At 71.0% G+C, this 19611-nt stretch carries 18 protein-coding genes and 3 pseudogenes; 8 read left to right on the top strand and 13 right to left on the bottom strand.

Going from position 1 to position 19611, the window contains the following annotated elements:
- The first annotated feature begins 46 nt into the window (after positions 1 to 46).
- From AB0N07_RS32235 to AB0N07_RS32220, 4 genes and pseudogenes are all read left to right on the top strand, one after another.
- Positions 47 to 740: pseudogene (locus AB0N07_RS32235) on the top strand (FAD-dependent monooxygenase).
- 16 nt (positions 741 to 756) lie between these two features.
- Positions 757 to 1695 carry a sigma-70 family RNA polymerase sigma factor gene (locus AB0N07_RS32230; RefSeq protein ID WP_365841111.1) on the top strand — a complete coding sequence of 313 codons (939 nt, stop codon included), beginning with the start codon at positions 757 to 759 and terminating at the stop codon, positions 1693 to 1695.
- A 64-nt stretch (positions 1696 to 1759) separates the two neighbouring features.
- On the top strand, positions 1760 to 2317 hold the full coding sequence (locus tag AB0N07_RS32225) for a dihydrofolate reductase family protein (protein WP_365841109.1): 558 nt from the start codon (positions 1760 to 1762) through the stop codon (positions 2315 to 2317).
- Complete coding sequence (locus AB0N07_RS32220) at positions 2314 to 2625, top strand: EthD family reductase (protein WP_365841107.1); 312 nt, start codon at positions 2314 to 2316, stop codon at positions 2623 to 2625. Before AB0N07_RS32225 ends, AB0N07_RS32220 begins: the two co-directional genes overlap by 4 nt.
- A gap of 20 nt (positions 2626 to 2645) precedes the next feature.
- Here AB0N07_RS32220 and AB0N07_RS32215 read toward each other — a convergent pair whose 3' ends face one another.
- From AB0N07_RS32215 to AB0N07_RS32175, 9 genes and pseudogenes are all read right to left on the bottom strand, one after another.
- On the bottom strand, positions 2646 to 2978 hold the full coding sequence (locus AB0N07_RS32215; RefSeq protein WP_365841105.1) for a DUF2218 domain-containing protein: 333 nt from the start codon (positions 2976 to 2978) through the stop codon (positions 2646 to 2648).
- 49 nt (positions 2979 to 3027) lie between these two features.
- Positions 3028 to 3183: pseudogene (locus AB0N07_RS32210) on the bottom strand (flavodoxin family protein); the annotation flags it as partial.
- A 119-nt stretch (positions 3184 to 3302) separates the two neighbouring features.
- Positions 3303 to 4286 (bottom strand): aldo/keto reductase, encoded by a 984-nt coding sequence (locus AB0N07_RS32205; RefSeq protein ID WP_365841103.1) that lies wholly within the window; start codon positions 4284 to 4286, stop codon positions 3303 to 3305.
- 90 nt (positions 4287 to 4376) lie between these two features.
- A complete protein-coding gene (locus tag AB0N07_RS32200; RefSeq protein WP_365841101.1) occupies positions 4377 to 5039 on the bottom strand; it encodes an NUDIX domain-containing protein in 663 nt (220 codons plus the stop codon).
- A 151-nt stretch (positions 5040 to 5190) separates the two neighbouring features.
- Positions 5191 to 6639, bottom strand: coding sequence for an alpha-amylase family glycosyl hydrolase (locus tag AB0N07_RS32195; protein ID WP_365841099.1), 1449 nt, complete (start codon positions 6637 to 6639; stop codon positions 5191 to 5193).
- Positions 6636 to 9380: a glucosidase gene (locus AB0N07_RS32190; RefSeq protein WP_365841097.1), complete on the bottom strand. Its 2745-nt coding sequence runs from the start codon at positions 9378 to 9380 to the stop codon at positions 6636 to 6638. The genes AB0N07_RS32195 and AB0N07_RS32190 overlap by 4 nt, the downstream gene beginning before the upstream one ends.
- Before the next feature lie 93 nt (positions 9381 to 9473).
- Positions 9474 to 11093, bottom strand: a complete 1620-nt coding sequence (locus AB0N07_RS32185; protein ID WP_365841095.1) for a serine/threonine-protein kinase — start codon at positions 11091 to 11093, stop codon at positions 9474 to 9476.
- A gap of 99 nt (positions 11094 to 11192) precedes the next feature.
- A complete protein-coding gene (locus AB0N07_RS32180) occupies positions 11193 to 11336 on the bottom strand; it encodes a hypothetical protein (protein ID WP_365841093.1) in 144 nt (47 codons plus the stop codon).
- A 28-nt stretch (positions 11337 to 11364) separates the two neighbouring features.
- Entirely contained in the window at positions 11365 to 11859 is a 495-nt protein-coding gene (locus AB0N07_RS32175; protein ID WP_365841091.1) for a PaaI family thioesterase, read from the bottom strand.
- A 101-nt stretch (positions 11860 to 11960) separates the two neighbouring features.
- Here AB0N07_RS32175 and AB0N07_RS32170 point away from each other — a divergent pair, with 101 nt between their 5' ends.
- A complete protein-coding gene (locus tag AB0N07_RS32170) occupies positions 11961 to 12428 on the top strand; it encodes a helix-turn-helix domain-containing protein (protein WP_365841089.1) in 468 nt (155 codons plus the stop codon).
- 55 nt (positions 12429 to 12483) lie between these two features.
- Here the strand turns inward: AB0N07_RS32170 and AB0N07_RS32165 are convergent.
- A pseudogene (locus tag AB0N07_RS32165) lies at positions 12484 to 12778 on the bottom strand (DUF1062 domain-containing protein); the annotation flags it as partial.
- A 219-nt stretch (positions 12779 to 12997) separates the two neighbouring features.
- Positions 12998 to 14977 carry a heavy metal translocating P-type ATPase gene (locus AB0N07_RS32160; RefSeq protein ID WP_365841087.1) on the bottom strand — a complete coding sequence of 660 codons (1980 nt, stop codon included), beginning with the start codon at positions 14975 to 14977 and terminating at the stop codon, positions 12998 to 13000.
- A 110-nt stretch (positions 14978 to 15087) separates the two neighbouring features.
- Between AB0N07_RS32160 and AB0N07_RS32155 the strand changes: the two genes are divergently transcribed.
- Positions 15088 to 15447, top strand: a complete 360-nt coding sequence (locus AB0N07_RS32155) for a metalloregulator ArsR/SmtB family transcription factor (RefSeq protein WP_365841085.1) — start codon at positions 15088 to 15090, stop codon at positions 15445 to 15447.
- On the opposite strand, the gene AB0N07_RS32150 is transcribed toward AB0N07_RS32155, so the two are convergent.
- Together AB0N07_RS32150 and AB0N07_RS32145 are read right to left on the bottom strand one after the other, a co-directional pair.
- Positions 15444 to 16613 (bottom strand): acyltransferase, encoded by a 1170-nt coding sequence (locus AB0N07_RS32150; protein WP_365841083.1) that lies wholly within the window; start codon positions 16611 to 16613, stop codon positions 15444 to 15446. The genes AB0N07_RS32155 and AB0N07_RS32150 overlap by 4 nt on opposite strands.
- A 135-nt stretch (positions 16614 to 16748) precedes the next feature.
- Positions 16749 to 17666 carry an SGNH/GDSL hydrolase family protein gene (locus AB0N07_RS32145; protein WP_365841081.1) on the bottom strand — a complete coding sequence of 306 codons (918 nt, stop codon included), beginning with the start codon at positions 17664 to 17666 and terminating at the stop codon, positions 16749 to 16751.
- A 288-nt stretch (positions 17667 to 17954) separates the two neighbouring features.
- Between AB0N07_RS32145 and AB0N07_RS32140 the strand changes: the two genes are divergently transcribed.
- The gene (locus tag AB0N07_RS32140; RefSeq protein ID WP_365841179.1) at positions 17955 to 18206 is read left to right on the top strand and encodes a hypothetical protein; all 252 of its coding nucleotides are present in this window, start codon (positions 17955 to 17957) and stop codon (positions 18204 to 18206) included.
- A 15-nt stretch (positions 18207 to 18221) separates the two neighbouring features.
- Entirely contained in the window at positions 18222 to 19409 is a 1188-nt protein-coding gene (locus AB0N07_RS32135; RefSeq protein ID WP_365841079.1) for an SPFH domain-containing protein, read from the top strand.
- The last annotated feature ends 202 nt before the right edge of the window (positions 19410 to 19611 follow it).

Below are 19611 nucleotides of genomic sequence, written 5' to 3'. Positions count from 1 at the left end.
ACCCGCCGGTGGGACAGAAGAGGACAGCGGCTCGGGGGCCGCAACCATCGCCATCGTCGGAGCCGGCCTGGGCGGCCTGGCACTTGCCCGTGTGCTGCACGTGCACGGCATCGACGCCGTCATGTACGAGCGTGAGTCGTCGCGCGGTGCGCGCGGTCAGGGCGGCATGCTCGACATCCACTCCGGCCAGCGGGCGCTGCGCGAGGCCGGTCTGATCGACCAGTTCCACGCGATCGCCCGTGGTGAAGGCCAGGACATGCGTCTTCTCGAGCCGGACGGCACCCTGCTGCTCCAGGAGGACACGCCCGACGACGCCCCGCTCGACCGCCCCGAGGTCGACCGTGCCGATCTGCGCAACCTGCTGCTGGACTCCCTTCCCGACCACACGGTGCGCTGGGGGCACGCGGTCGAATCCGCCGGCAACGGCCTGCTGCGCTTCGCCGACCACCCTCCCGGTCGGTCTGACCTGGCCGCCGAGGCCGGACGTCACGCTGGTCGGCGATGCCGCGCACCTGATGCCGCCGGTGGGTCAGGGCGCCAACATGGCACTGCTCGACGGCGCCCTGCTCGGCCTCGCCCTGGCCGCGCACCCGGACGACCGTCCCGCCGCCGTCGAGGAGTACGAACGCGAGATGTTCGAACGCACCGGCGCCGCCGGCCGGCAGTCGGCGCGCATGCAGCAACTCCTGTCGTCACCGGACGCCGCCCGGAAACTGCTCGCGTTCTTCCAACCCGGCTGAGGGCATGATGGCCCCCATGGACTTTGAGCCGTACCGGGGCGAATTGGTGGCGTACTGCTATCGGATGGTGGGCTCGTTCCACGAGGCCGAGGACCTGGTGCAGGAGACGATGTTGCGGGCCTGGAAGGCCCGGGAGCGTTACGACGCCTCGCGCGCGTCGGTGCGGACCTGGCTGTACCGGATCGCGACCAACGTCTGTCTGACCGCGCTGGAGGGGCGGGCGCGGCGGCCGTTGCCGTCAGGGCTCGGTGCGCCGAGCGAGGACCCGGGGGCGCCGCTCACGCCGGCCTTCGACATCCCGTGGCTGCAGCCGTTCCCCGAGGCCCGCTACGACGTGGAGACGCGGTCCGATCTGCGGCTGGCGCTGGTGGCGGCGATGCAGCTGCTGCCGGCGCGGCAGCGGGCGGTGCTGGTGTTGCGGGAGGTGCTGGAGTTCAGTGCTGCCGAGGTGGCGGAGCAGCTCGGGACGACGGTCGCCGCCGTCAACAGCTCGCTGCAGCGGGCCCGGGCCGCGGTCGCCGACGCAGGCGATCCGGGCGAGGTCCAGGAGCCGGACGACGTCGAGGCACGGGAGGTCGTGCAGCGGTACGCGCGTGCCTTCGAGGCGGCCGACGTCCCCGCCCTGGTGCGGCTCCTGACCGACGCGGCCGTCCTGGAGATGCCGCCGGTGCCGCTGTGGTACCGGGGCCGCCGCGACTACGGCCTGTTCATGGAGCGGGTCTTCGAGATGCGCGGGACGGGGTGGCTCACACGGCAGCTCACCGCCGGCGGCCAGCCCGCTCTCGCGGCCTACGCGCCCGTACAGGACGGCGGGCACCGGCTGCACACCCTGCAGGTGTTCACAGTGGCCGGCGGGCGGGTCGCGCGGAACGTGGTGTTCGCGGATCCGCGTGTCCTCGAGGCGTTCGACCTGCCCGGGGAGATTTCTTCGGACGACTTCGACCGCGGGCGATGAGTCCGGGCGGTGGCGCCGGTACATACCGGTGACCACCGATCGAGACATCCGAGAGGACCTCGCCATGAGCGTCATCGTCATCGCATTCACCACTCTGGACGGCTTCGTCTCCGACCCGGACGGCCGCGCGGGCACACCCGGCGGCGGCTGGATGTTCCGGCACGGCCCCGAAGCGGTGGCCGGGGACAAGTTCCGGCTCGGGGCCGCCCTCGACGAGGGGGTCCTGCTGCTGGGCCGCACCACCTGGGAGCTGTTCTCCCAGCTGTGGCCGCACCGCGACGACCCGTTCTCCGTGCGCATGAACGCCGCCCGGAAACTCGTCGCCACCCGCACCCTCACCGACGTATCCGCCTGGGCGAACTCGCAGATCCTCACGGGCGACCTGGTGGACGCGGTCAAGCAGGAGAAGCGTGACGTGGTGGTCGCCGGCAGCCTCAGCGTCGTCCATGCGCTGATGGCGGAGGACCTGATCGACGAATACCGCCTGATCACCTTCCCCACGCTTCTCGGCACCGGCGACCGCCTCTTCCCCACGGACACCCCACCCGTCCACCTCGAATGCGAGTCGGCGGAGCAGACGGGCCCTGCCGTCATCGCGCGCTACCGCAGGGCCGGGCGATGACAGCACGCTTCCTCGTCCTCTACGGGACTCCGCGCGACCCCGCGGCATTCGACCGGCACTACCGCGAGGTCCACCTCCCGCTCGCCCGCAAGCTGCCCGGCCTGCGCCGGTACACACTCGGCCGCGAGGCCGCCGCCGTGCGCGGGGGTGAACCACCCCGCCTCGTCGCCGAGTTGGAGTGGGACACGATGGAGGAACTGCGCACAGCGTTCGCCTCCCCGGAGGGCCGCGCCTGCGCCGAGGACTCGGAGCGCCTGCAGACACTCGCACCGGTGCGCAGCATGGTCTTCACCGTGGGCGAGGCCTGAGGCCCTCCTTGTCATGAAGCTCAGGCCGGGTCCTCCGTCCTGCGCTGGGTGGTGCCGGGGGCGCCGGTGTCGCGGTGCCATTCGACGACCAGTTCGTCCCTGGTGCCGAAGCGGACCAGGTGGCGGCCGACGACGTCCTCCAGCAGGTCGAGGTGCTCGGCGTCCGTCTCCACCGAGAGCAGCAGGGCTCCCTCGGCCGCGATGAGGGAGCCCGTCCCGTTCTGGAAGACCAGGCTGCCCTTCCCGCTCTCCTCGTCCCAACTGGTCCGGATGCGGCGGCCGAGGTGGGAGGCGAGTTGCTTGGCGTAGCGGTGCGGGCGGTCGGTGGTGACGCGGGCTTCGGAGCGGGGCATGGCGGACTCCCGGGTTCGCAGTGACGCGGCTGGAGCCGATGGTATGGATTCAGCGGTGTTCGGGGTTCTCCGCGTCGAAGCGGCAGCCGGCGTCCCACTCGGAACGCTGGTTGCCGTGGGCGGGGATGCCCTTGGCTCGCTTCAGCATGGCAGCCGGATGCATCAGGTTCCAGGTCATGAACGTGTTGTTGCGGTTGGTGAAGTCGGCGCGGCTGGGTGGTCGTGGACTCGGCGGCCGTGACCGCGGACGAGACGCTCGGCGAGTGGATCGACGAGGGGTACGCCTTCGCCGCGGGTCTGCCGGCCAAGTGACGGGGAGCAGTCTCAGTGCGCGGCGTCCAGCCGGGCCCGCTGCTCCCCGGTCAGTTCCAGGTCGACCGCGGCCAGGTTCTCCTCCAGCTGAGCGAGCGTCGAGGCACCGGCCAGCGGGATGACCGGGAGATCGCCGCCCAACTGCCAGGCCAGCACGACCTGGTTGGCGGTGGCGCCGGTCTCGCGGGCGATCTGGTGCAGGACGGTGAGACGGGCCGGGGCGCCGGGGTGGTCGTAGTCCGAGGGGAGTCGGTCGGGGTACGTGTAGCTGCCCTTCAGGAGCGGCGAGTACGCGACCAGGGTCAGGCCCGGCTCGGCCCGCAGATACGTCAGCAGGTCGGGGCCCGCGTGGCCGAGACTGCCGTCCGGGAACATGTCGCTGGGCACGTCGGTACGCGGGCGCAGGTAGCTGTGCGCGTACTGGAGGACCTCGTAGCCCGGCAGCCCGGCCGCGGCGGCGATCGCGCGGGCCCGCTCCACCCGCCAGGCGGCCTGGTTGCTGACGCCGAGCAGTCCCACCGTGCCCTCGGCGACCAGTTCCGCGAAGCCCTCGACCGTCTCGCGCTGGGGCACGGTCGGGTCGTCGATGTGGGCGTAGAGCAGGTCGAGCTTGTCGACACCGAGGCGTTCGCGGCTGCGCTCGGCGGACTCTCGGATGACCTTCGCGGACAGGCCCTCCGGGTTGTCGATGTAGCTGGTGCCGGGGGCCAGCGGGCGGGCGCCGAGCTTGGTCGCGATGAAGATCTCGTCGCCGATGCCGCGGCTGCGCCGCCAGCGGCCGAGGAGTTCCTCGCTCTGGCCGCCCTGGCCGCCGTCGACCCAGAAGGCGTAGTTGTCGGAGGTGTCGATGAAGTTGCCGCCGGCCTCGACATACCGGTCGAGCAGGGCGAACGACGTCTCCTCGTCCGTCCGCGAGCCGAACAGCATCGCGCCGAGCGCGAGCACGCTCACCTCGCGGCTGGTGTGCGGGTCTGTTCCGATGGTGCGGTACTTCATGTCGGGTCCTCCCGTTCGCGCCCGCGGTTTCGGGTACGAACGGGAGTCTTCAGCTTGAAGCGCACACGAAGTCAAGGGGCCCCGCCCGCGCTACTTGCTGAACGGGCCCTCCAGCGCCGCCCACTGCAACAGCATGATCGTCTTGGCGTCGGCGATCTCGCCGGTGCGGATCATCTCCAGGGCCCGGCGGAAGGGCAGTTCGACGATCTCGATGTCCTCGCCCTCCTCGTCGAGGCCGCCGCCCTCGTGGGTGCGGGTCGAGGGTCCGTAGGCGGCTGCGTAGAAGCTGACGCGTTCGGTGACCGAGCCCGGGCTCATGTAGACGTCGAAGACGTGCTGGACCTCGCCGATGGTGTGCCCGGTCTCCTCCACCACCTCGCGCCGCACGGCGAGTTCGGGGTGCTCGTCCTCGTCGTCTAGGAGTCCGCCCGGGGTCTCGACCAGCATGCCGTCGGGGTGCCCGTTGACGTACACCGGGAAGCGGAACTGCCGGGTGAGCAGCACGGTTTCGCGTTCGGTGTCGTACAGCAGCATGGTGGCGCCGTTGCCGCGGTCGTGCGTCTCGCGCTGCTGGGTGGACCAGGTACCGTCGGCGTGCCGGAAGTCGAAGGTGGTGGCACGCTCGACGTACCAGTGGCTGGAGAGCAGTTCCACCTCCCGCACCTTCACACGGGGGTTGCCGGTCAGGTCGAGTCCGGTACGGTCCAGGCCTGTACGGCCGCGGCGGTCCGGGGTGTCGATGCCGGCGGTCATCGCGGACCGCCGGCCGTGCGTGTGTTGGTCATGGTCGCTGTCTACCATGGCCGACGCCGTCTCCGGCTGAGGCCCGGAGGCATGGGGGACAGATGAAGCAGCGTCCTCACTGGGTGCACTTCGCTGCTGGTCGCTGCCGCCACGGCGCCGTTCAGGTCACGCTCAGCACGTGCGAGCGCCAGGCCGGCAGGTCGACGAAGAGGCCCGGGGTGAGCAGTTGGTCGCCGTCGCGGTCGTAGGTCTGGTCGGTGAGCAGGTCGGTGAGGCGGCAGGGGTGGCCTGACAGGTCGGGCCAGGGCAGGGGGACTTGGCCCTGGGACGGGGTGCCGGAGTAGTTGACGATCACGAGGTGGCGGCTGTCGGGGCCGGTCCAGCTCCAGGCGAGCAGGTTGCGGTGGGTGTCGTTGTCCGGCCAGCCGGTGGTGGTGAGCAGGCGCCAGTCGCCTTCGCGTACGGCCGCCGCCACGGGGAGCAACTGGCCGTAGAAGGCGCGGAGTTGCTCGTCGGGCGGTTCCTGTGGACGGCGGGCGAGGAAGACGGGCGGGCGGACCTTGCGGCCCTCGAACTGGCCCTCGTACCAGAGCGTCGCGCCGGGCAGGGTGGCGATGGTGACGGCTGCGGCGCGCTCCTGCACACCCGGGATGGTGGCGGCGGCCCGCGGCTCGTCGTGGTTCTCCAGGAAGCGGACCAGACCGCGCTGGTAGGTGAGGTCGGCCTGGAGGTGGGCGCGGGTCGACTCGGCGTCCTCGTGGAGGAGTCGGTCGTAGAGCCGCTTGTCGTAGCAGTGGTCGAAGCCCTGCTGCTGCAGGGCCCATTCGAGGTCCCAGTACGCCTCGGCGACGAAGAGGAGGTCCGGGTGGTGCGCCCGGACGCGCGGGACGACGTACGGCCAGAAGTCGTCCGCGGGCAGCGGGCCCGCCCGGTCGCCCCAGGTCTTGGCGAAGACGTCGTTCATCAGCAGCATCGCCATGTCGCAGCGCACGCCGTCCGCCTGGTCGCCGATGGAGACGAGGGTGTCGACGGCCGCCGTGCGCAGGTCCTCACTGAAGGCGTTGAGCTGGACGACGTCCGGCCAGGGAGCGAAGTACGGGTCGCGGCCGTTGGCGTAGATGTGTCCGCCGACGTCGAGGAAGGCCTCGGGTGACCGGGCCAGGTCTTCCCGGGTGCCCTGGATCAGGCGCTCGGGGTGCTCGGTGAGCCAGGGGTGGTCGGGGGCCACGTGGTTGGGCACGTAGTCGAGGATCAACCGCACGCCCCGGGCCGCCAGTCGGGCACGCGCCTCGGCCAGGCCGTCCGGACCGCCGAGGGAGGCGTCGACGACGTAGTTCCGTACGCAGTACGCGGATCCGGCGATGTCCGCCTGGGTCAGATCGGGCAGCACCTGGCGGAACGAGGCGAGCAGGGACTCGTCGCGCAGGGCGATCGCGAGGCCTGCCGGGCTGCGCTGCCAGACGCCCATCAGCCAGACGGTGTCGATGCCGGGCAGGGCGACCTCGTCCCAGACCTCCGCGGGGACGTCGCCGAGGGTGACGCGGCGCCCGTACCGGCCGCTCAACTCACCCAACCACGCAAGGGTGTTGATCTCGTGGATGACGGTCATGACAGGGGCTCCTCGTCGCTCGAACCCGTGAACCGCTCATCCCGTTCGCGGTCGGAGCGCAGGGACTCCCGGCCGCCGCGGTGCCACTCGTCGGCGCTGATGGCGTGGAAGAGGGTCGCGGTGGCGGCCACCAGTCCGGTCCAGCCGGTCTGGTGGGAGGCGCCGAGGCCCGCGCCGTTGTCGCCGTGGAAGTACTCGTAGAAGAGGATCAGTTCCTTCCAGTGGGGGTCCTTGGCGAACTTGGGCTGTGAGCCGTGGACCGGCCGGTGGCCGTCCTCGCCGGTCAGGAAGGTGGCGGTGAGCCGGTCGGAGATCTCGCGGGCGACCTCGTAGAGGTTCATCTGCCGGCCGGAGCCGGTCGGGCACTCCACGGTGAAGCCGGGGCCGTGGTAGCCGTGCAGGTTGAGCAGGGCGCGGATGAGGAGGAGGTTCATCGGGAACCAGACCGGGCCGCGCCAGTTGGAGTTGCCGCCGAACATGCCGGAGTCGGACTCGGCGGGCAGATAGCCGACACCGTACGTCTGGCCGTTGACGTCGAAGTGGTACGGGTGCTCGGCGTGGTAGCGGGAGAGGGACCGGATGCCGTGCGGGCCGAGGAACTCGTCCTCGTCGAGCATGCGGGCGAGGATGCGGCGCAGCCGGTCCTCGCCGAAGAGGGCGAACAGGTAGCGGCCGTTCTCGTCGGCCGTCCCCAGGTCGTGCCGTTGGACGACGGCTTCGACGGCCGGGTGACGCCGGATGAACTCCTCTGCCCCTTGAACGAGTTCGGGGAAGGTACGGTCGGCGCGGCCGCCGATGACGCTGGTCGCCGCCAGCGGTATCAAGCCGACCAGGGACCGCACCTTCAGCCGGGTGGCGGTGCCGTCGGGCAGTCGCAGCACGTCGTAGAAGAAGCCGTCCTCCTCGTCCCACAGGCTGGCGTTGTCCTTGCCGATGCGGTTCATGGCGACCGCGATCCAGGCGAAGTGCTCGAACAGCATCTGCGCCTGCTCGACGTAGACGGGGTTGTCGACGGCGAGTTCGATGGCGATGTCGAGGAGGTTCTGGCAGTACAGCGCCATCCAGGCGGTGCCGTCGGCCTGGTCGATGTGGCCGCCGGTGGGCAGGGGTGCGCTGCGGTCGAAGACGCCGATGTTGTCGAGGCCGAGGAAGCCGCCCTGGAAGACGTTGTTGCCGTCGACGTCCTTGCGGTTGAGCCACCAGGTGAAGTTCTTCGTCAGCTTCTGGAAGGCGTTCTCGAGGAAGGCGCGGTCGGCGTGGCCGGTGCGGTGCTTCTCGAGTTCGTAGACGAACAGGACCGCCCAGGCGTGCACGGGCGGGTTGACGTCGCCGAAGTTCCACTCGTACGCGGGGATCTGGCCGTTGGGGTGCAGATAGAGGCGGCGCAGGAGGAGCTCCAGCTGCCCCTTGGCGAAGCCGATGTCGACCATGGACAGGGCGAGGGTGTGGAAGGCGAGGTCCCAGGCCGCGAACCAGGGGTACTCCCAGGTGTCCGGCATCGACATGACCTCGTCGTTGACCATGTGGTACCAGGCGCTGTTGCGGACGTTCGGGTCGGCCGCAAGGGGGTCGACGCCGTGCTCGGCCAGCCAGCGCTCGACGTCGAGGTAGTAGTACTGCTTGCTCCACAGCATCCCGGCGAGCGCCTGACGCACCAACCGCCGCTCGTCCTCGCTCATGCCGTCGGGGACGACGTCCTCGTAGAAGGCGTCGGCCTCGGTCCGGCGGATGTCCATGGTGGCCGCGAAGTCCGCCCAGGGATCGGCGAGTTCGGCGTCCGACAGCCGTAGCCGGACGGTCGCGCCGGCACCGGCGGCGACGGTCAGGGTGTGGTGGAGGGCGGCCTTGGTGCCGGTCTGTGCGGGGTTGACGGCGCCGGTCTCGCCGTGGACGACACAGCGGTCGATGCCGTCCTTGACGTAGGGCGTGCTGTTGGGGCTGTGGAAGATGCGCTGGTTGTTGGTCTCGTTGTCGGTGAACAGGGCGGGGGCGTCGGTGTCGCAGTACAGCCATCGCGGGCCGAGTTCTTCGTGGTCTGCGCGGATGGCGTCCGCCGTCTTCGTCAGGCTCGGTACGGCGGTGCCGCCGGCCCAGGACCAGGTGTGCCGGAACCAGAGGGTCGGCAGGAGGTGGAGGGTGGCCGCGTCGGGGCCGCGGTTGTGCGCGGTGATCTCGATCAGCATGTCCTCGGGGCCGGCCTTGGCGTACTCGACGAAGACGTCGAAGTAGCGGTCCTCGTCGAAGATGCCGGTGTCGAGCAGCTCGTACTCGAAGTCGCGGCGGCCGCGGGCCTTGTTGGTGTCGACGAGGTCGGCGTAGGGGAACTCGCCCTGCGGGTACTTGTACAGGTACTTCATGTACGAGTGGGTGGGCGTGCTGTCGAGGTGGAAGTAGTACTCCTTGACGTCCTCGCCGTGGTTGCCCTCGGCGTTGGTCAGGCCGAACATCCGTTCCTTGAGGATCGGGTCGCGGCCGTTCCACAGGGCAAGGGAGAAGCAGAGCCGCTGCTTGTCGTCGCTGATGCCGGCGATGCCGTCCTCGCCCCAGCGGTAGGCGCGGGAGCGCGCCTGGTCATGGGTGAAGTACGACCAGGCCTCACCGTCGGGGCTGTAGTCCTCCCGGACTGTCCCCCACTGCCGCTCGCTGAGGTAGGGCCCCCAGCGGCGCCAGTCCGCCCGGGACGCGTCGGCCTCGGCCAGCCGCTGCCGCTCGGCGCCCACCGTTCCGCTGTCCTCCGCCATCGCCGCCTCCTCGCCCAGCCCGGCATTGCTCCCAGACTCGGACGTCCCGGACGGGGCCGCAATGGGTGGGGGGCGGAGGGGTGGCGTGGAGGATCAGCTGTCGGCCGGCATCACACTGCTGATCACGCCCTCTTTGTCCGCCACGAGATAGCCGGTCCGGCCGTAGGCGTCAGTGAGGTAGACCCTCACCCCGACGGGAAAGTCGAAGGCGTTGCCCGGGGGGTCCAGCAGCAGGTATCGGGTGTTCGCCTTGGGCACCTTGAGTTTCTTCTTCGCCTGGACCAGAAGCGAGGGGACCTTGTCCCAGTCGAAGCCGTCCAGGCGGACGGGTTTCTCCTCGCCGGTCAGCGTGCCGCTGGTGATGTCCTTCTGCACGCCTTGGCCGGGGCGGTAGCTGTACGAGTCGTACGCGGTGTTGCTGCCCTTCACCATCACCTCGGCCGAGACGTACCCCGGGTAGACCGTCAGGTCGCCGAAGCGGTCCCGGCCGGTCTCCTTCACGATGGCCGCGATCGCGGTGCGGATGCCCTGCGGGGTCAGCAGGTCGGTCGTGGCGGTCTGTTCCTCGGCCGTGGGAGAGGCGGTGGAGCCGGCCAAGGGCGACGTCGTGGTGCCGGAGCCCGTGGTGCGGGAGCCCGTGCCCCCGGACGCATGGGTGTCCGACCCCGGCAGCAGGTTCCACACGAGTACGCCGGCGAGGGCGACTCCGGCGGTGGGCAGGACGAGCAGCGTCCAGCGGCGACGACCGGCAGGCACCGGGGTGGCCGGTGGGGCGTACGGCGGTGGGGCGTCCTGCGGCGCGGTGTCCGACGGTGGCACGGCCGGGGGCTGCAGGGGGAAGGACGTGGGAGTCTCGGTCTGGGTCTGCCGGGCCGCGTCGGCCAGCATCCGTTCCAGTTGCCGGGAGTCGGGGCGGGCCCCCGGATCGCGGACGAGGACGCGGGCGAGGACGTCCGTCAGGGGGCCGGCCTTGACCGGCGGCGGTATGTCGTCGGTGAGGACCGCGGCGAGGGTCGCAAGGGTCGTGCCCCGGCGCAGTGGATGGTGGCCCTCGACGGCGACGTACAGCATCATCGCGAGCGACCAGAGGTCCGAGGCCGCGCCACCGTCCTTGCCGGAGACCCGCTCGGGTGCCATGTAGTCGGGAGTGCCGATGACCGAGCCGGTGGCGGTGAGGGCGGTGGCGTCGCGGATGGCGGCGATGCCGAAGTCGGTGAGCACAGGGCGGCCGTCGGGGCGCAGCAGGACGTTGGCCGGTTTCACGTCGCGGTGTTCGATGCCGGCTTCATGGGCGGCCCGCAGCGCGACCAGCACTTCGAGGCCGATGCGTGCCGCCTCGCTCGGGTTCATCGGGCCGAGGGCGAGGCGGTCGGCCAGGGAGCCGCCGGTCACGAGTTCCATGACGATCCACGGGTAGGTTCCGGGGCCGCCGTCGACGATGTGATGGATCGTCACCACGTTGGGGTGGTCGACGCGGGCGAGCGCACGGGCCTCCCGCAGCACCCGCTCCCGCAGCAGCCGTGCGGCCTCCGGGTCGTACTCGGCGAGGCCGGGGTCGGACGGCCGTACCTCCTTGATGGCCACACTGCGCTGCAGCATCAGGTCGGTGGCCCTCCAGACCATGCCCATGCCGCCGCCTCCGAGCCGTGCCGTCAGCTCGAACCGTCCGTCGACAACCCGTCTAGCAGGGGCGTCTCTGCCCTCGTTGCTCATGCGCGGGAGCCTAGTGGGCCGCTCTGACAGCTCACGCGCGGACCGACGTCCGCCTCCCGTGCCTGTGTCCACCCACGGGTGCTCGCCCGCGACCTCGTCTCAATGGTGCGGGCTGTCCCCGAAAGCCGTCACCGTGAGGAAGCGGACAGGGATGACCGTGGCGCGCCGGTTCATGCCGGCGCGGTAGTGGCCGACGTGCCCCTCGATGTCGACGGCGGGGTCCTCCCGGATGCCGCAGGCCACGGCGTGCGCGCCGCGGGGGTCGAGGACCTCAGGCGCCCGGCACCGGGAACAGCATGCAGCTGCTGGTGGCGTGTGCGAGCAGGCGGTCCGCCGAGTCGAAGAGCTGCGCCTCGGCGAGTGCGGTGCGCCGACCACTGCTCAGGACGCTGCCGACGGCGCGGACCTTGCCCGTGTCGGCGGTGATCGGGCGCAGGAACTTCACGGTCAGGTCGAGCGAGGTGTAGCCCATGCCCGGCGGCAGGGTGGACTGCACCGCACAGCCGGCCGCCGAGTCGAGCATCGTGGCGTAGATGCCGCCGTGGACGCTGCCGATGGGGTTGTAGTGCTCCTCACCGGGCTCCAGGGAGAACACCGCGTGGCCGTGGTCGACCTCCTCGATCGACATGCCCAGCGTGGCGGCGATCGGCGGCGCGGGCAGTCGGCCGGCAAGGATCTCGCGGAGGAAGTGCAGGCCGGAGCCCTGCCCGACGGCGCCCGCTGAGATCGCGGGGTCGTCCCAGTCGTACGTACGAGAGCGTTCCATGCGGCCGCGGTTCCTCCCTGACCAACTGACTATGTTTCTCGAAGCTAGCTCTTCCGTCAGCTGACTGTCAATGTAGAAGCCAGGTGTTCTACGATGGCGGTATGAAGTGGCTCGAGATGAGCACCGAGAACTGTCCGGTCCAGCGCAGCCTCAACCTGATCGGCGAGAAGTGGTCGCTGCTGCTCCTGCGTGACGCCTTCAACGGGGTGCGGCGCTTCGACGACTTCCGCCGCCATGTGGGGTTGTCGGAGGCGGTCCTGTCGGACCGGCTGCGCAAGCTGGTCGCGGCCGAAATCCTGCAGACGGTCCCCTACCAGGAGCAGGGCAGCCGGACCCGCTACGAGTACCGCCTCACCGCCAAGGGTCGCGATCTGTGGCCGGTCATGGTGGCGCTGCGGCAGTGGGGCGAGGCGTACGTCGGGGATCCCGAGGGCCCGGTCCTGGAGATCCGGCACCGTGACTGCGGCGCCCCGGTGCGGGTCGTGGTCGAGTGTCCCGACGATCACACCGAGCTCTCTCCGAGGGAGGTCACGGTGACCCCGGGGCCGGCGGCGCGTCTACAGTCCTGAGAGCTGAGGAGTCGTCCGGCGGAGCTGCCGGACAGGCCCGTGTCCCGGGGAGGGCTCAGCGCTTGAGCGTGAAGGTGAAGTCGCCGGAGAGCTTGCCGCTCAGCCGGACTGCCGAGACGAGATTCCCGTCCGTGACCAGTCGCTCGGCCTCGGCCCGGGAGAGACCGCAGCCGTCTGCGATCAGCCGCACCGGCCGGCCCCGGATCCGCGCCGCGAAGCGCACCGAGATGTCGGTCACTTCGCGGTCCAGGTGATCCGATCCGCCGGTGTCGAGGCGCCAGGCGTCGTCCCGGTCGAGGACTGCAGCGGTTACGGCGCCGCAGGGCCGGATCCTGGAGCAACTCGGCTGCCGGAGCTTCGCCGCGTCCCGGCAACCGGTCCCGGCCCGTACTGCCGGGCAGCGCCGCGCGCATGCGTATCGCCGGTCGCTGCGAGCACTGCCCGAGCGGACATCAGCCGTCCTCGACCGCGGCCCTCGCGCAAGCCGGTTCCCGGCTGCGCCGCGTTGAGACAGACGACGACGGTCGAACCCGGGAGCCCGGCCATGCCGAGTTCCGCCCGAGTGGACGTCACCCGCCCTCGGTGACCGCCCGCCGCCAAGCCCGCTCCCCCAGCAGCCGCAACCCGTTGAGGCCGACGAGGACGGTGGAGCCCTCGTGGCCGGCGACGCCGAGGGGCAGCGGCAGGGTGCCCGCGAGATCCCAGACGACGAGGCCCGCGATGAAGACCCCGGCGATCACCAGGTTCTGCACGACCAGGCGCCGGGCCCGGCGGGAGAGGGCGATCACTGCGGGCACGGTGGCGAGTTCGTCGCGGACGATGACGGCATCGGCGGTCTCCAGTGCCAGGTCGGATCCCGCCCGGCCCATGGCGACACCGGTGTGGGCGGCCGCGAGGGCGGGGGCGTCGTTGACCCCGTCCCCCACGACGAGAACCTTGCGTCCCGTGCGCTCCAGTTCCGTCACCGCGCTCACCTTGTGCTGCGGCAGCAGTCCCGCCCGGACGTCCTCGATGCCGACCTCGGCGGCCAGGTGCGCCGCCGCGCGAGGGTTGTCGCCGGTCAGCAGGGTCGGGGCGGTTCCGGTGAGGTGGGTGAGGGAGGCGACCGTGGCGGCGGCGTCCGGGCGCAACCGGTCGGCGAGGCCCAGGAGTCCGACGGGGACGCCGTCCGCCACGACGAGGACGGCAGTACGGCCGGACTCCTCCAGGTCCGCCGCATGGACCGCCGCGTGCGCGGCCACTGCGTCGGTCGCGCCGCTGAGGAGCCGGGCCGGTGCGCCGACCGTGACCCGCCGCCCGTCGACCCCGGCCGTCACCCCGACACCGGGCGTCGAGTCGAAGTCCCGCGCGGACGGCAGTGGCAGCTCCCGCTCGCGCGCCGCCTCCACGACGGCCCGCGCCAGCGGATGCTCACTGGGGTGCTCGGCGGCGGCCGCGAGTGTCAGCAACTCCCGTTCCCCCATGCCGGATCCGGGCAGGGGCCGTACGTCGGTCACCCGCGGCGCGCCCTCGGTCAGGGTGCCGGTCTTGTCCAGCGCGACGGTGTCGACCTGGCCGAGCCGTTCCATCACCACCGCCGACTTGACCAGCACGCCGTGCCGTCCGGCGTTGGCGATGGCGGACAGCAGGGGCGGCATGGTCGCCAGGACCACCGCACACGGCGAGGCCACGATCATGAAGGTCATGGCCCGCAGTAGCGCCCCGGTCAGCTCGGCGCCGAAGGCGAGCGGCACGAGGAAGACGGCGAGGGTCGCCGCCACCATGCCGAGCGAGTAGCGCTGTTCGACCTTCTCGATGAACAGCTGGGTGGGCGCCTTCGTCCCGGACGCCTCCTCGACCATGCGGACGATCCGCGCCAGCACCGAGTCGGAGGCATCGCGTTCGACGCGGACGCGCAGCGCTCCCGTGCCGTTGACGGTCCCCGCGAACACCTCGTCGCCGGGCTCCTTGAGGACGGGCAGCGGTTCACCGGTGATGGTCGCCTGGTCGACCTCGCTCGCCCCGTCCAGCACGCGGCCGTCCGTGCCGACCCGCTCACCGGGCCGCACGAGAACCGTGTCCCCGATCGTCAACTCCTCGACGGACACGGCTCGTTCTGAGCCGTCCGGGGCGATCCGGGTCGCCGTGGCGGGCGCCAGGTCCAGCAGGCCGCGCACCGAGTCGGCGGTCCGGGCCGTGGCCAGCGCCTCCAGTGCGCCCGAGGTGGCGAAGATGACGATCAGCAGGGCGCCGTCCATGACCTGCCCGATCGCGGCCGCGCCGAGGGCGGCGACGACCATCAGCAGGTCGACGTCGAGGCTCTTCTCGCGGAGCGCCTTGAGCCCTTCCCAACCCGGCTCCCACCCGCCGGTGACGTACGCCGCCGTGTACAGCGGCCCCCAGGTCCAGGCGGGTGCGCCGGTCAGCTGCAGCGGCAGCGCGAGCAGGAAGCACACGGTGGCCGCGACGGCCCAGCGCACCTCGGGCAGCGCGAGCATCCGGGTGCGCCGCGGGGGCACGGGCCCGGACCTGACCGGGGCGGCCTGGGGCGCAGTGAGCGTGGAGGTCATGCTCCGACCATACAGGAACACATGAAGACCAATTCATTTCTTCATGAGCGCATGCTCAGGAGTGCATGGGTATGGGGCCAAGGCCGCTCACGCTCCGTAGGATGAGCGGCATGGGCCATGGAGCTGACACCACCACCGCCGCAACGGCACGCGAGCGTCTGGAGACAGTGGGCGCCGCCGACGTGGCCGCCACGCTCCAGGCCCTGGCGACCCCGTCCCGGCTGCGCATCCTGGCCCGACTGCAGGAGGGACCGTGCGCGGCGACCGAACTCGCCGACGCCGTGGGCATGGAACAGTCCGCCTGTTCCCACCAGTTGCGCCTGCTGCGCAATCTCGGCCTGGTCACCGGCGAGCGCCGCGGCCGCTCGGTCATCTACGCGCTCTACGACAACCATGTCGCCGAACTGCTCGAGCAGGCCCTCTACCACGTGGAGCATCTGCGGCTGGGCCTGCGCGACAGTACGTCCTAGGCGTCCTGGCCGTCCGGCTGCCGGACGACCGAACGGCGCTCGGCGGAGGGGCGGCGGCGCAACAGCAGGCGTCTCGCGGGGCGCTCCACCGCCTCGTACAGGACCCAGGACAGACCGAGGGACACGGCGAACGCGACGCCCGTCGCGGCCAGCCCTGCCGTCGGGCCGAAGAGCGGTTTCGTGCCGAGCACGTTGGTCCCGGCCCGCAGCACGAGCAGGTGGACCATGTAGAAGGCGAAGGAGAGCTCCCCCAGCCGTACCAGTCGCCGGTGGCGCCACATCGAGGGCAGACCGTGCAGGTCGGCGACGGCCGCCGCCGCGATGAGCAGGGCGAAACCGATGACGGTGCAGACGGTGGCCGGATAGCCGTCGGTGATGTGCGGGACGTGCGGGACGAGGAAGTAGCCGATGATGGCGAGGGCGAGCGAGGCCTCCAGGCCGGGTCCGCGCCACCGGTCGAGCAGCACCAGCCGGGCGACGGCGACGCCGAGGACGAACTCGGGCAGCCGCGCGGCGGGGAAGGAGTAGATCTGCTGGCCCAGCCAGTGGTGCGCGTCCACCCACGCCAGCCCCAGCACCGCCAGCACCGACGCTCCGGCCAGCACGGCCGCGCCGCGGGCGCCGAGACGGCGCAGGAGCAGCGCCAGCAGCGGGAAGACGGCGTAGAAGAAGGCCTCGCAGGCCAGCGACCAGCTGACCGGGTCCAGCGTCTGCCACCAGGGCCGCCACCAGGAATGCACCAGCAGGAGGTTGGCCAGCCCCTGGCTCAGGCTCGGCTTGGACTGGTGGGCCAGCGTGTACGCCATGAGCAGCGCGATCGCGGCGGTGACCAGGTGGACCGGCAGGATGCGGGCGATACGGCGGCGCCAGAAGGCGGGCGCGCGGTCGTCCGGCCGGGCCGACCACGTCAGGACGAACCCGGACAGCACGAAGAAGAACGACACCCCCGTCGCACCGGCCCCGAACGCCCAGGTGACGAGGGAGCCGGCGGTGCCGTCGAAGTAGTGGAAGTTGTGCACGTGCAGTCCGAAGACCAGCACTGCGGCCATCCATCTCAGGCCGGTGAGGGACGGCAGCGAGGGCGCCGGAGCGGACGGGGAACTCCTCGTGGCGGTCGTGGTTTCGGTGGTCGATGGCGTCCGGGGCGCCCTGGTCGCCGTCGTCATCGAATCACCTGCAGAGAACTTTTCGTGCTGTGCATGAAGCGGGGCATGAAGGGGAAGCTTGCCAGTTCAGCCCCTTTCATTCATCCCCGTACCCGACGTCACACCAATGGGGCCGAACCTCGGCACCACATCCGCTCAATCGCGGCCATTTCCCTTGCCCAGACGTTCGAGAACGGCACGCGCCATCGCTTCCTCACCCTTGGCGTTGGGGTGCGCGGGCGCGGCGGGCGAGGCCGGCTGGAGCGGTTCGATCCAGCGGACGTCGGGCGCCTTGCACATGTCGTGGCCCACCGTGGGCCCGTAGGCGTCGACGTACTCCGCGCGGTCCCACTCGGCGACCAGCCGAAGCATCAGGTTCAGCCGCTTGCCGGTGTCGCGCAGATACGCGAAGTCCTTGGCCGCGAAGGGCACCGCGGGATAGCAGCCGCTGCCGTCGTCGGGCAGCAGGTCGGGGTAGCCGACGACGAGCACCCGGGCGTGCGGCGCCCTGGCGTGCACGGCCCGCAGCACCGCGTCGATCTTCGGCGCGGTCCGCGCGATGGCGACCGTGAGCTGGTCGATGCCGGACGAGGCGTAGTGGCGCCGGCACGGGTCGCCGGTCGGGTCCTGGGAGCTGAGACGGGCGCAGGTGCCGATGATGGAGCTGAAACCGATGTCGTTGCCGCCGATCTGGACCGTCACCAGACCGGTGTCGCGGTTCAGCGCGTCCAGCTGGGGCTCGTTGGTGCCCTGCGGCTTCCACATGTTGTCGGTGGTCGCTCCGCTGCAGCTCACGTCCTTGAACGCGGTCGCCTTGCGCGCCGCCGCCACGATCGAGGGGTAATTGTGGTCGGAGCGGGCACAGTTGGCGTCCACCTGCTGCGGGATGAGAGGGCCCGCCGTATAGGAGTCCCCGAGCGACACATAGCGGGTGTCCCGGCCGTGTCCCCCTCCGTAGGCCGCGGCAGGCGTCGTGGACGCCGCGACGAGGGCACAGCCGCCGAGAGCCGCCCCCACCGCCATCCCCCGCCGCCGACGTCTCGCCGCTGAGCCCGAACGCGTGTCGTCCGCCATGCGATTCCTCCCCCTGAGACCCGGACGTCGCGCTGAGCCTCACCGAGGCGCGGCATCACACGCGACGCAGCCTGTATACCGCCCGGTATGTCTCCGGGGCCAGAGGCGGGAGGCGGGCAACTGGCCTTTCCGGCAAAGGGAGTCCACCGGTTCCGGGGGCCGGACACCCTGCCGGCCGCGGACGACGGCGTCCCTGCGGCACGCGCCGAATCGACAAGCCCGTTGGGTCCCCGACCCAGGTAGGTCTATCGTCTGAATCGTGGGCCAGAACATAGGAGAGCGGCCATGATGCCGCAGGACGAAGCCGTGATCGGCTGCACGGGGAAGGTGCTCGTCGGAACGCGCGGATCCGCGGGGCCCGGCGAAATCCTGGTGCGGGTCAGAGGCGGTTCCGAGACCTTCCTCGCCTGGTCCGAAGATCCCCTGCCCACGGGGGCGACGGTGCTGGTGATCGAGTCGCGCGGATGTCGTGAGGTCGGCGTCATCGAGTGGGTGGATCCATTGGACGCGATCGGCGGCGACGCCGTCGGCGCCGACTGAGGAGTAGAAAGAAAAATGTTCGGATACCGCGTTCCCGCTCCCGACGAGGCGATGTTGATCTCGGGAGGCAGGCGGGGACTGGGGGGCGCGCCGTTCCGAGTGGTGACGGGGCACGGCAAGTTCGTGATCCCGTTCTTCCGCAAGACCCGCTTCCTCACCCTGTCGATGTGCGAGGCCGAGGTCACGGAGACCTGTGTGACCAAGCAGGGCATCGCCCTGCATGTCCGCGCGGTCATCGCGTTCAAGGTCGGCAACGACCACGAGAGCATCATCAACGCCGGCCAGCGCTTCCTCTCCGACCAGGACCAGATGTCGGTCCTGACCGGCCGGATCTTCGCCGGTCACCTGCGGGCCATCATCGGCTCGATGACGGTCGAGGAGATCGTCACCGAGCGGCAGAAGCTCGCCGCGGAGGTCCTGGACACCTCCAAGACCGAGATGGCGAAGATCGGTCTGATCGTGGACTCGCTGCAGATCCAGTCGATCGACGACGGCGACGCCGGATACATCGACGCGATGTCCGCGCCGCACAAGGCGGCCATCCAACGGCAGGCCCAGATCGCCCAGGCGCAGGCCACCCAGGCCTCGGTCGAGGCGGAGCAGGAGGCGGCCCGCAAGCAGGCCGAGTACGCCCGGCAGACCGCCGTCGTGAAGGCGGAGTACTCGGCCGAGGTGGACCGCGCCCAGGCGCAGGCGGCCCAGGCCGGCCCGCTGGCGCAGGCGCACGCCCAGCAGGAGGTGCTCGCCGCGCAGACCGAGCTGGCACAGCGCCAGGCCAAGCTGCGTGAGCAGCAGCTGGTCGCCGAGATCGTGAAGCCCGCCGAGGCCGAGGCCGAGCGGGTCAGGGTGCTGGCGGCCGCGGAGGCGCAGCGCATGAAGATCCAGGCCGAGGCGGCGGCCTCGTACGACCGGGTCGCGCTCGACCGGATGCTGATCGACCAGCTGCCACAGATCGTGAAGGAGGCGGCGGGTGGCCTGGCCGGCGCCAACGTCAACGTCCTCAACGGCGCGGACGGCCTGGGCGAGATCGCCGCGGGCCTGGTCTCCCAGGGCCTGACCATCCTCGACTCGGTCCGGCAGAACCTGAACGGCCAGGACGCCACGGACGGGCGCCGGCCCGAGGAGAACAGCGGCAGCGGGCTGCTCCAGCTGCGCTCGGGCAAGGAGAGGAAGTCGGACGACGGGCCGGTCGACGTCGACTAGGCGCTCCGCTGGCTGTACCGATTTGCGGCTCCGCCGCGGGGCCGCGATCGGCCGTCTGTCGGCTGCGGCGCCGTTGTGGCTGGTCGCGCCCCGCGGCGGAGCCGCATATCGATGCTGCCCCGCGCCCCCGTTTGGCGCGGGCGGCGAAACCCGAAAGGGTTCTCAACCCCCGACCGGGCGTACCCCAAGACCGGTGAGCGGC

It is taken from the genome of Streptomyces sp. NPDC051172, from assembly GCF_040682555.1.
In the GTDB taxonomy this organism is placed as follows: domain Bacteria; phylum Actinomycetota; class Actinomycetes; order Streptomycetales; family Streptomycetaceae; genus Streptomyces.
Note: the sequence above shows the minus strand (reverse complement) of the source record. Positions and strands in the feature narration are given on the sequence as shown.

What these genes read in the sequence shown, in the direction of transcription:
- AB0N07_RS32230 (WP_365841111.1), top strand. Translation starts at nt 757, where the DNA reads ATGGACTTTGAGCCGTACCGGGGCGAATTGGTGGCGTACTGCTATCGG.
- AB0N07_RS32225 (WP_365841109.1), top strand. Translation starts at nt 1,760, where the DNA reads ATGAGCGTCATCGTCATCGCATTCACCACTCTGGACGGCTTCGTCTCC.
- AB0N07_RS32220 (WP_365841107.1), top strand. Translation starts at nt 2,314, where the DNA reads ATGACAGCACGCTTCCTCGTCCTCTACGGGACTCCGCGCGACCCCGCG.
- AB0N07_RS32215 (WP_365841105.1), bottom strand. Translation starts at nt 2,978, where the DNA reads ATGCCCCGCTCCGAAGCCCGCGTCACCACCGACCGCCCGCACCGCTAC.
- AB0N07_RS32205 (WP_365841103.1), bottom strand. Translation starts at nt 4,286, where the DNA reads ATGAAGTACCGCACCATCGGAACAGACCCGCACACCAGCCGCGAGGTG.
- AB0N07_RS32200 (WP_365841101.1), bottom strand. Translation starts at nt 5,039, where the DNA reads ATGACCGCCGGCATCGACACCCCGGACCGCCGCGGCCGTACAGGCCTG.
- AB0N07_RS32195 (WP_365841099.1), bottom strand. Translation starts at nt 6,639, where the DNA reads ATGACCGTCATCCACGAGATCAACACCCTTGCGTGGTTGGGTGAGTTG.
- AB0N07_RS32190 (WP_365841097.1), bottom strand. Translation starts at nt 9,380, where the DNA reads ATGGCGGAGGACAGCGGAACGGTGGGCGCCGAGCGGCAGCGGCTGGCC.
- AB0N07_RS32185 (WP_365841095.1), bottom strand. Translation starts at nt 11,093, where the DNA reads ATGAGCAACGAGGGCAGAGACGCCCCTGCTAGACGGGTTGTCGACGGA.
- AB0N07_RS32175 (WP_365841091.1), bottom strand. Translation starts at nt 11,859, where the DNA reads ATGGAACGCTCTCGTACGTACGACTGGGACGACCCCGCGATCTCAGCG.
- AB0N07_RS32170 (WP_365841089.1), top strand. Translation starts at nt 11,961, where the DNA reads ATGAAGTGGCTCGAGATGAGCACCGAGAACTGTCCGGTCCAGCGCAGC.
- AB0N07_RS32160 (WP_365841087.1), bottom strand. Translation starts at nt 14,977, where the DNA reads ATGACCTCCACGCTCACTGCGCCCCAGGCCGCCCCGGTCAGGTCCGGG.
- AB0N07_RS32155 (WP_365841085.1), top strand. Translation starts at nt 15,088, where the DNA reads ATGGGCCATGGAGCTGACACCACCACCGCCGCAACGGCACGCGAGCGT.
- AB0N07_RS32150 (WP_365841083.1), bottom strand. Translation starts at nt 16,613, where the DNA reads ATGACGACGGCGACCAGGGCGCCCCGGACGCCATCGACCACCGAAACC.
- AB0N07_RS32145 (WP_365841081.1), bottom strand. Translation starts at nt 17,666, where the DNA reads ATGGCGGACGACACGCGTTCGGGCTCAGCGGCGAGACGTCGGCGGCGG.
- AB0N07_RS32140 (WP_365841179.1), top strand. Translation starts at nt 17,955, where the DNA reads ATGCCGCAGGACGAAGCCGTGATCGGCTGCACGGGGAAGGTGCTCGTC.
- AB0N07_RS32135 (WP_365841079.1), top strand. Translation starts at nt 18,222, where the DNA reads ATGTTCGGATACCGCGTTCCCGCTCCCGACGAGGCGATGTTGATCTCG.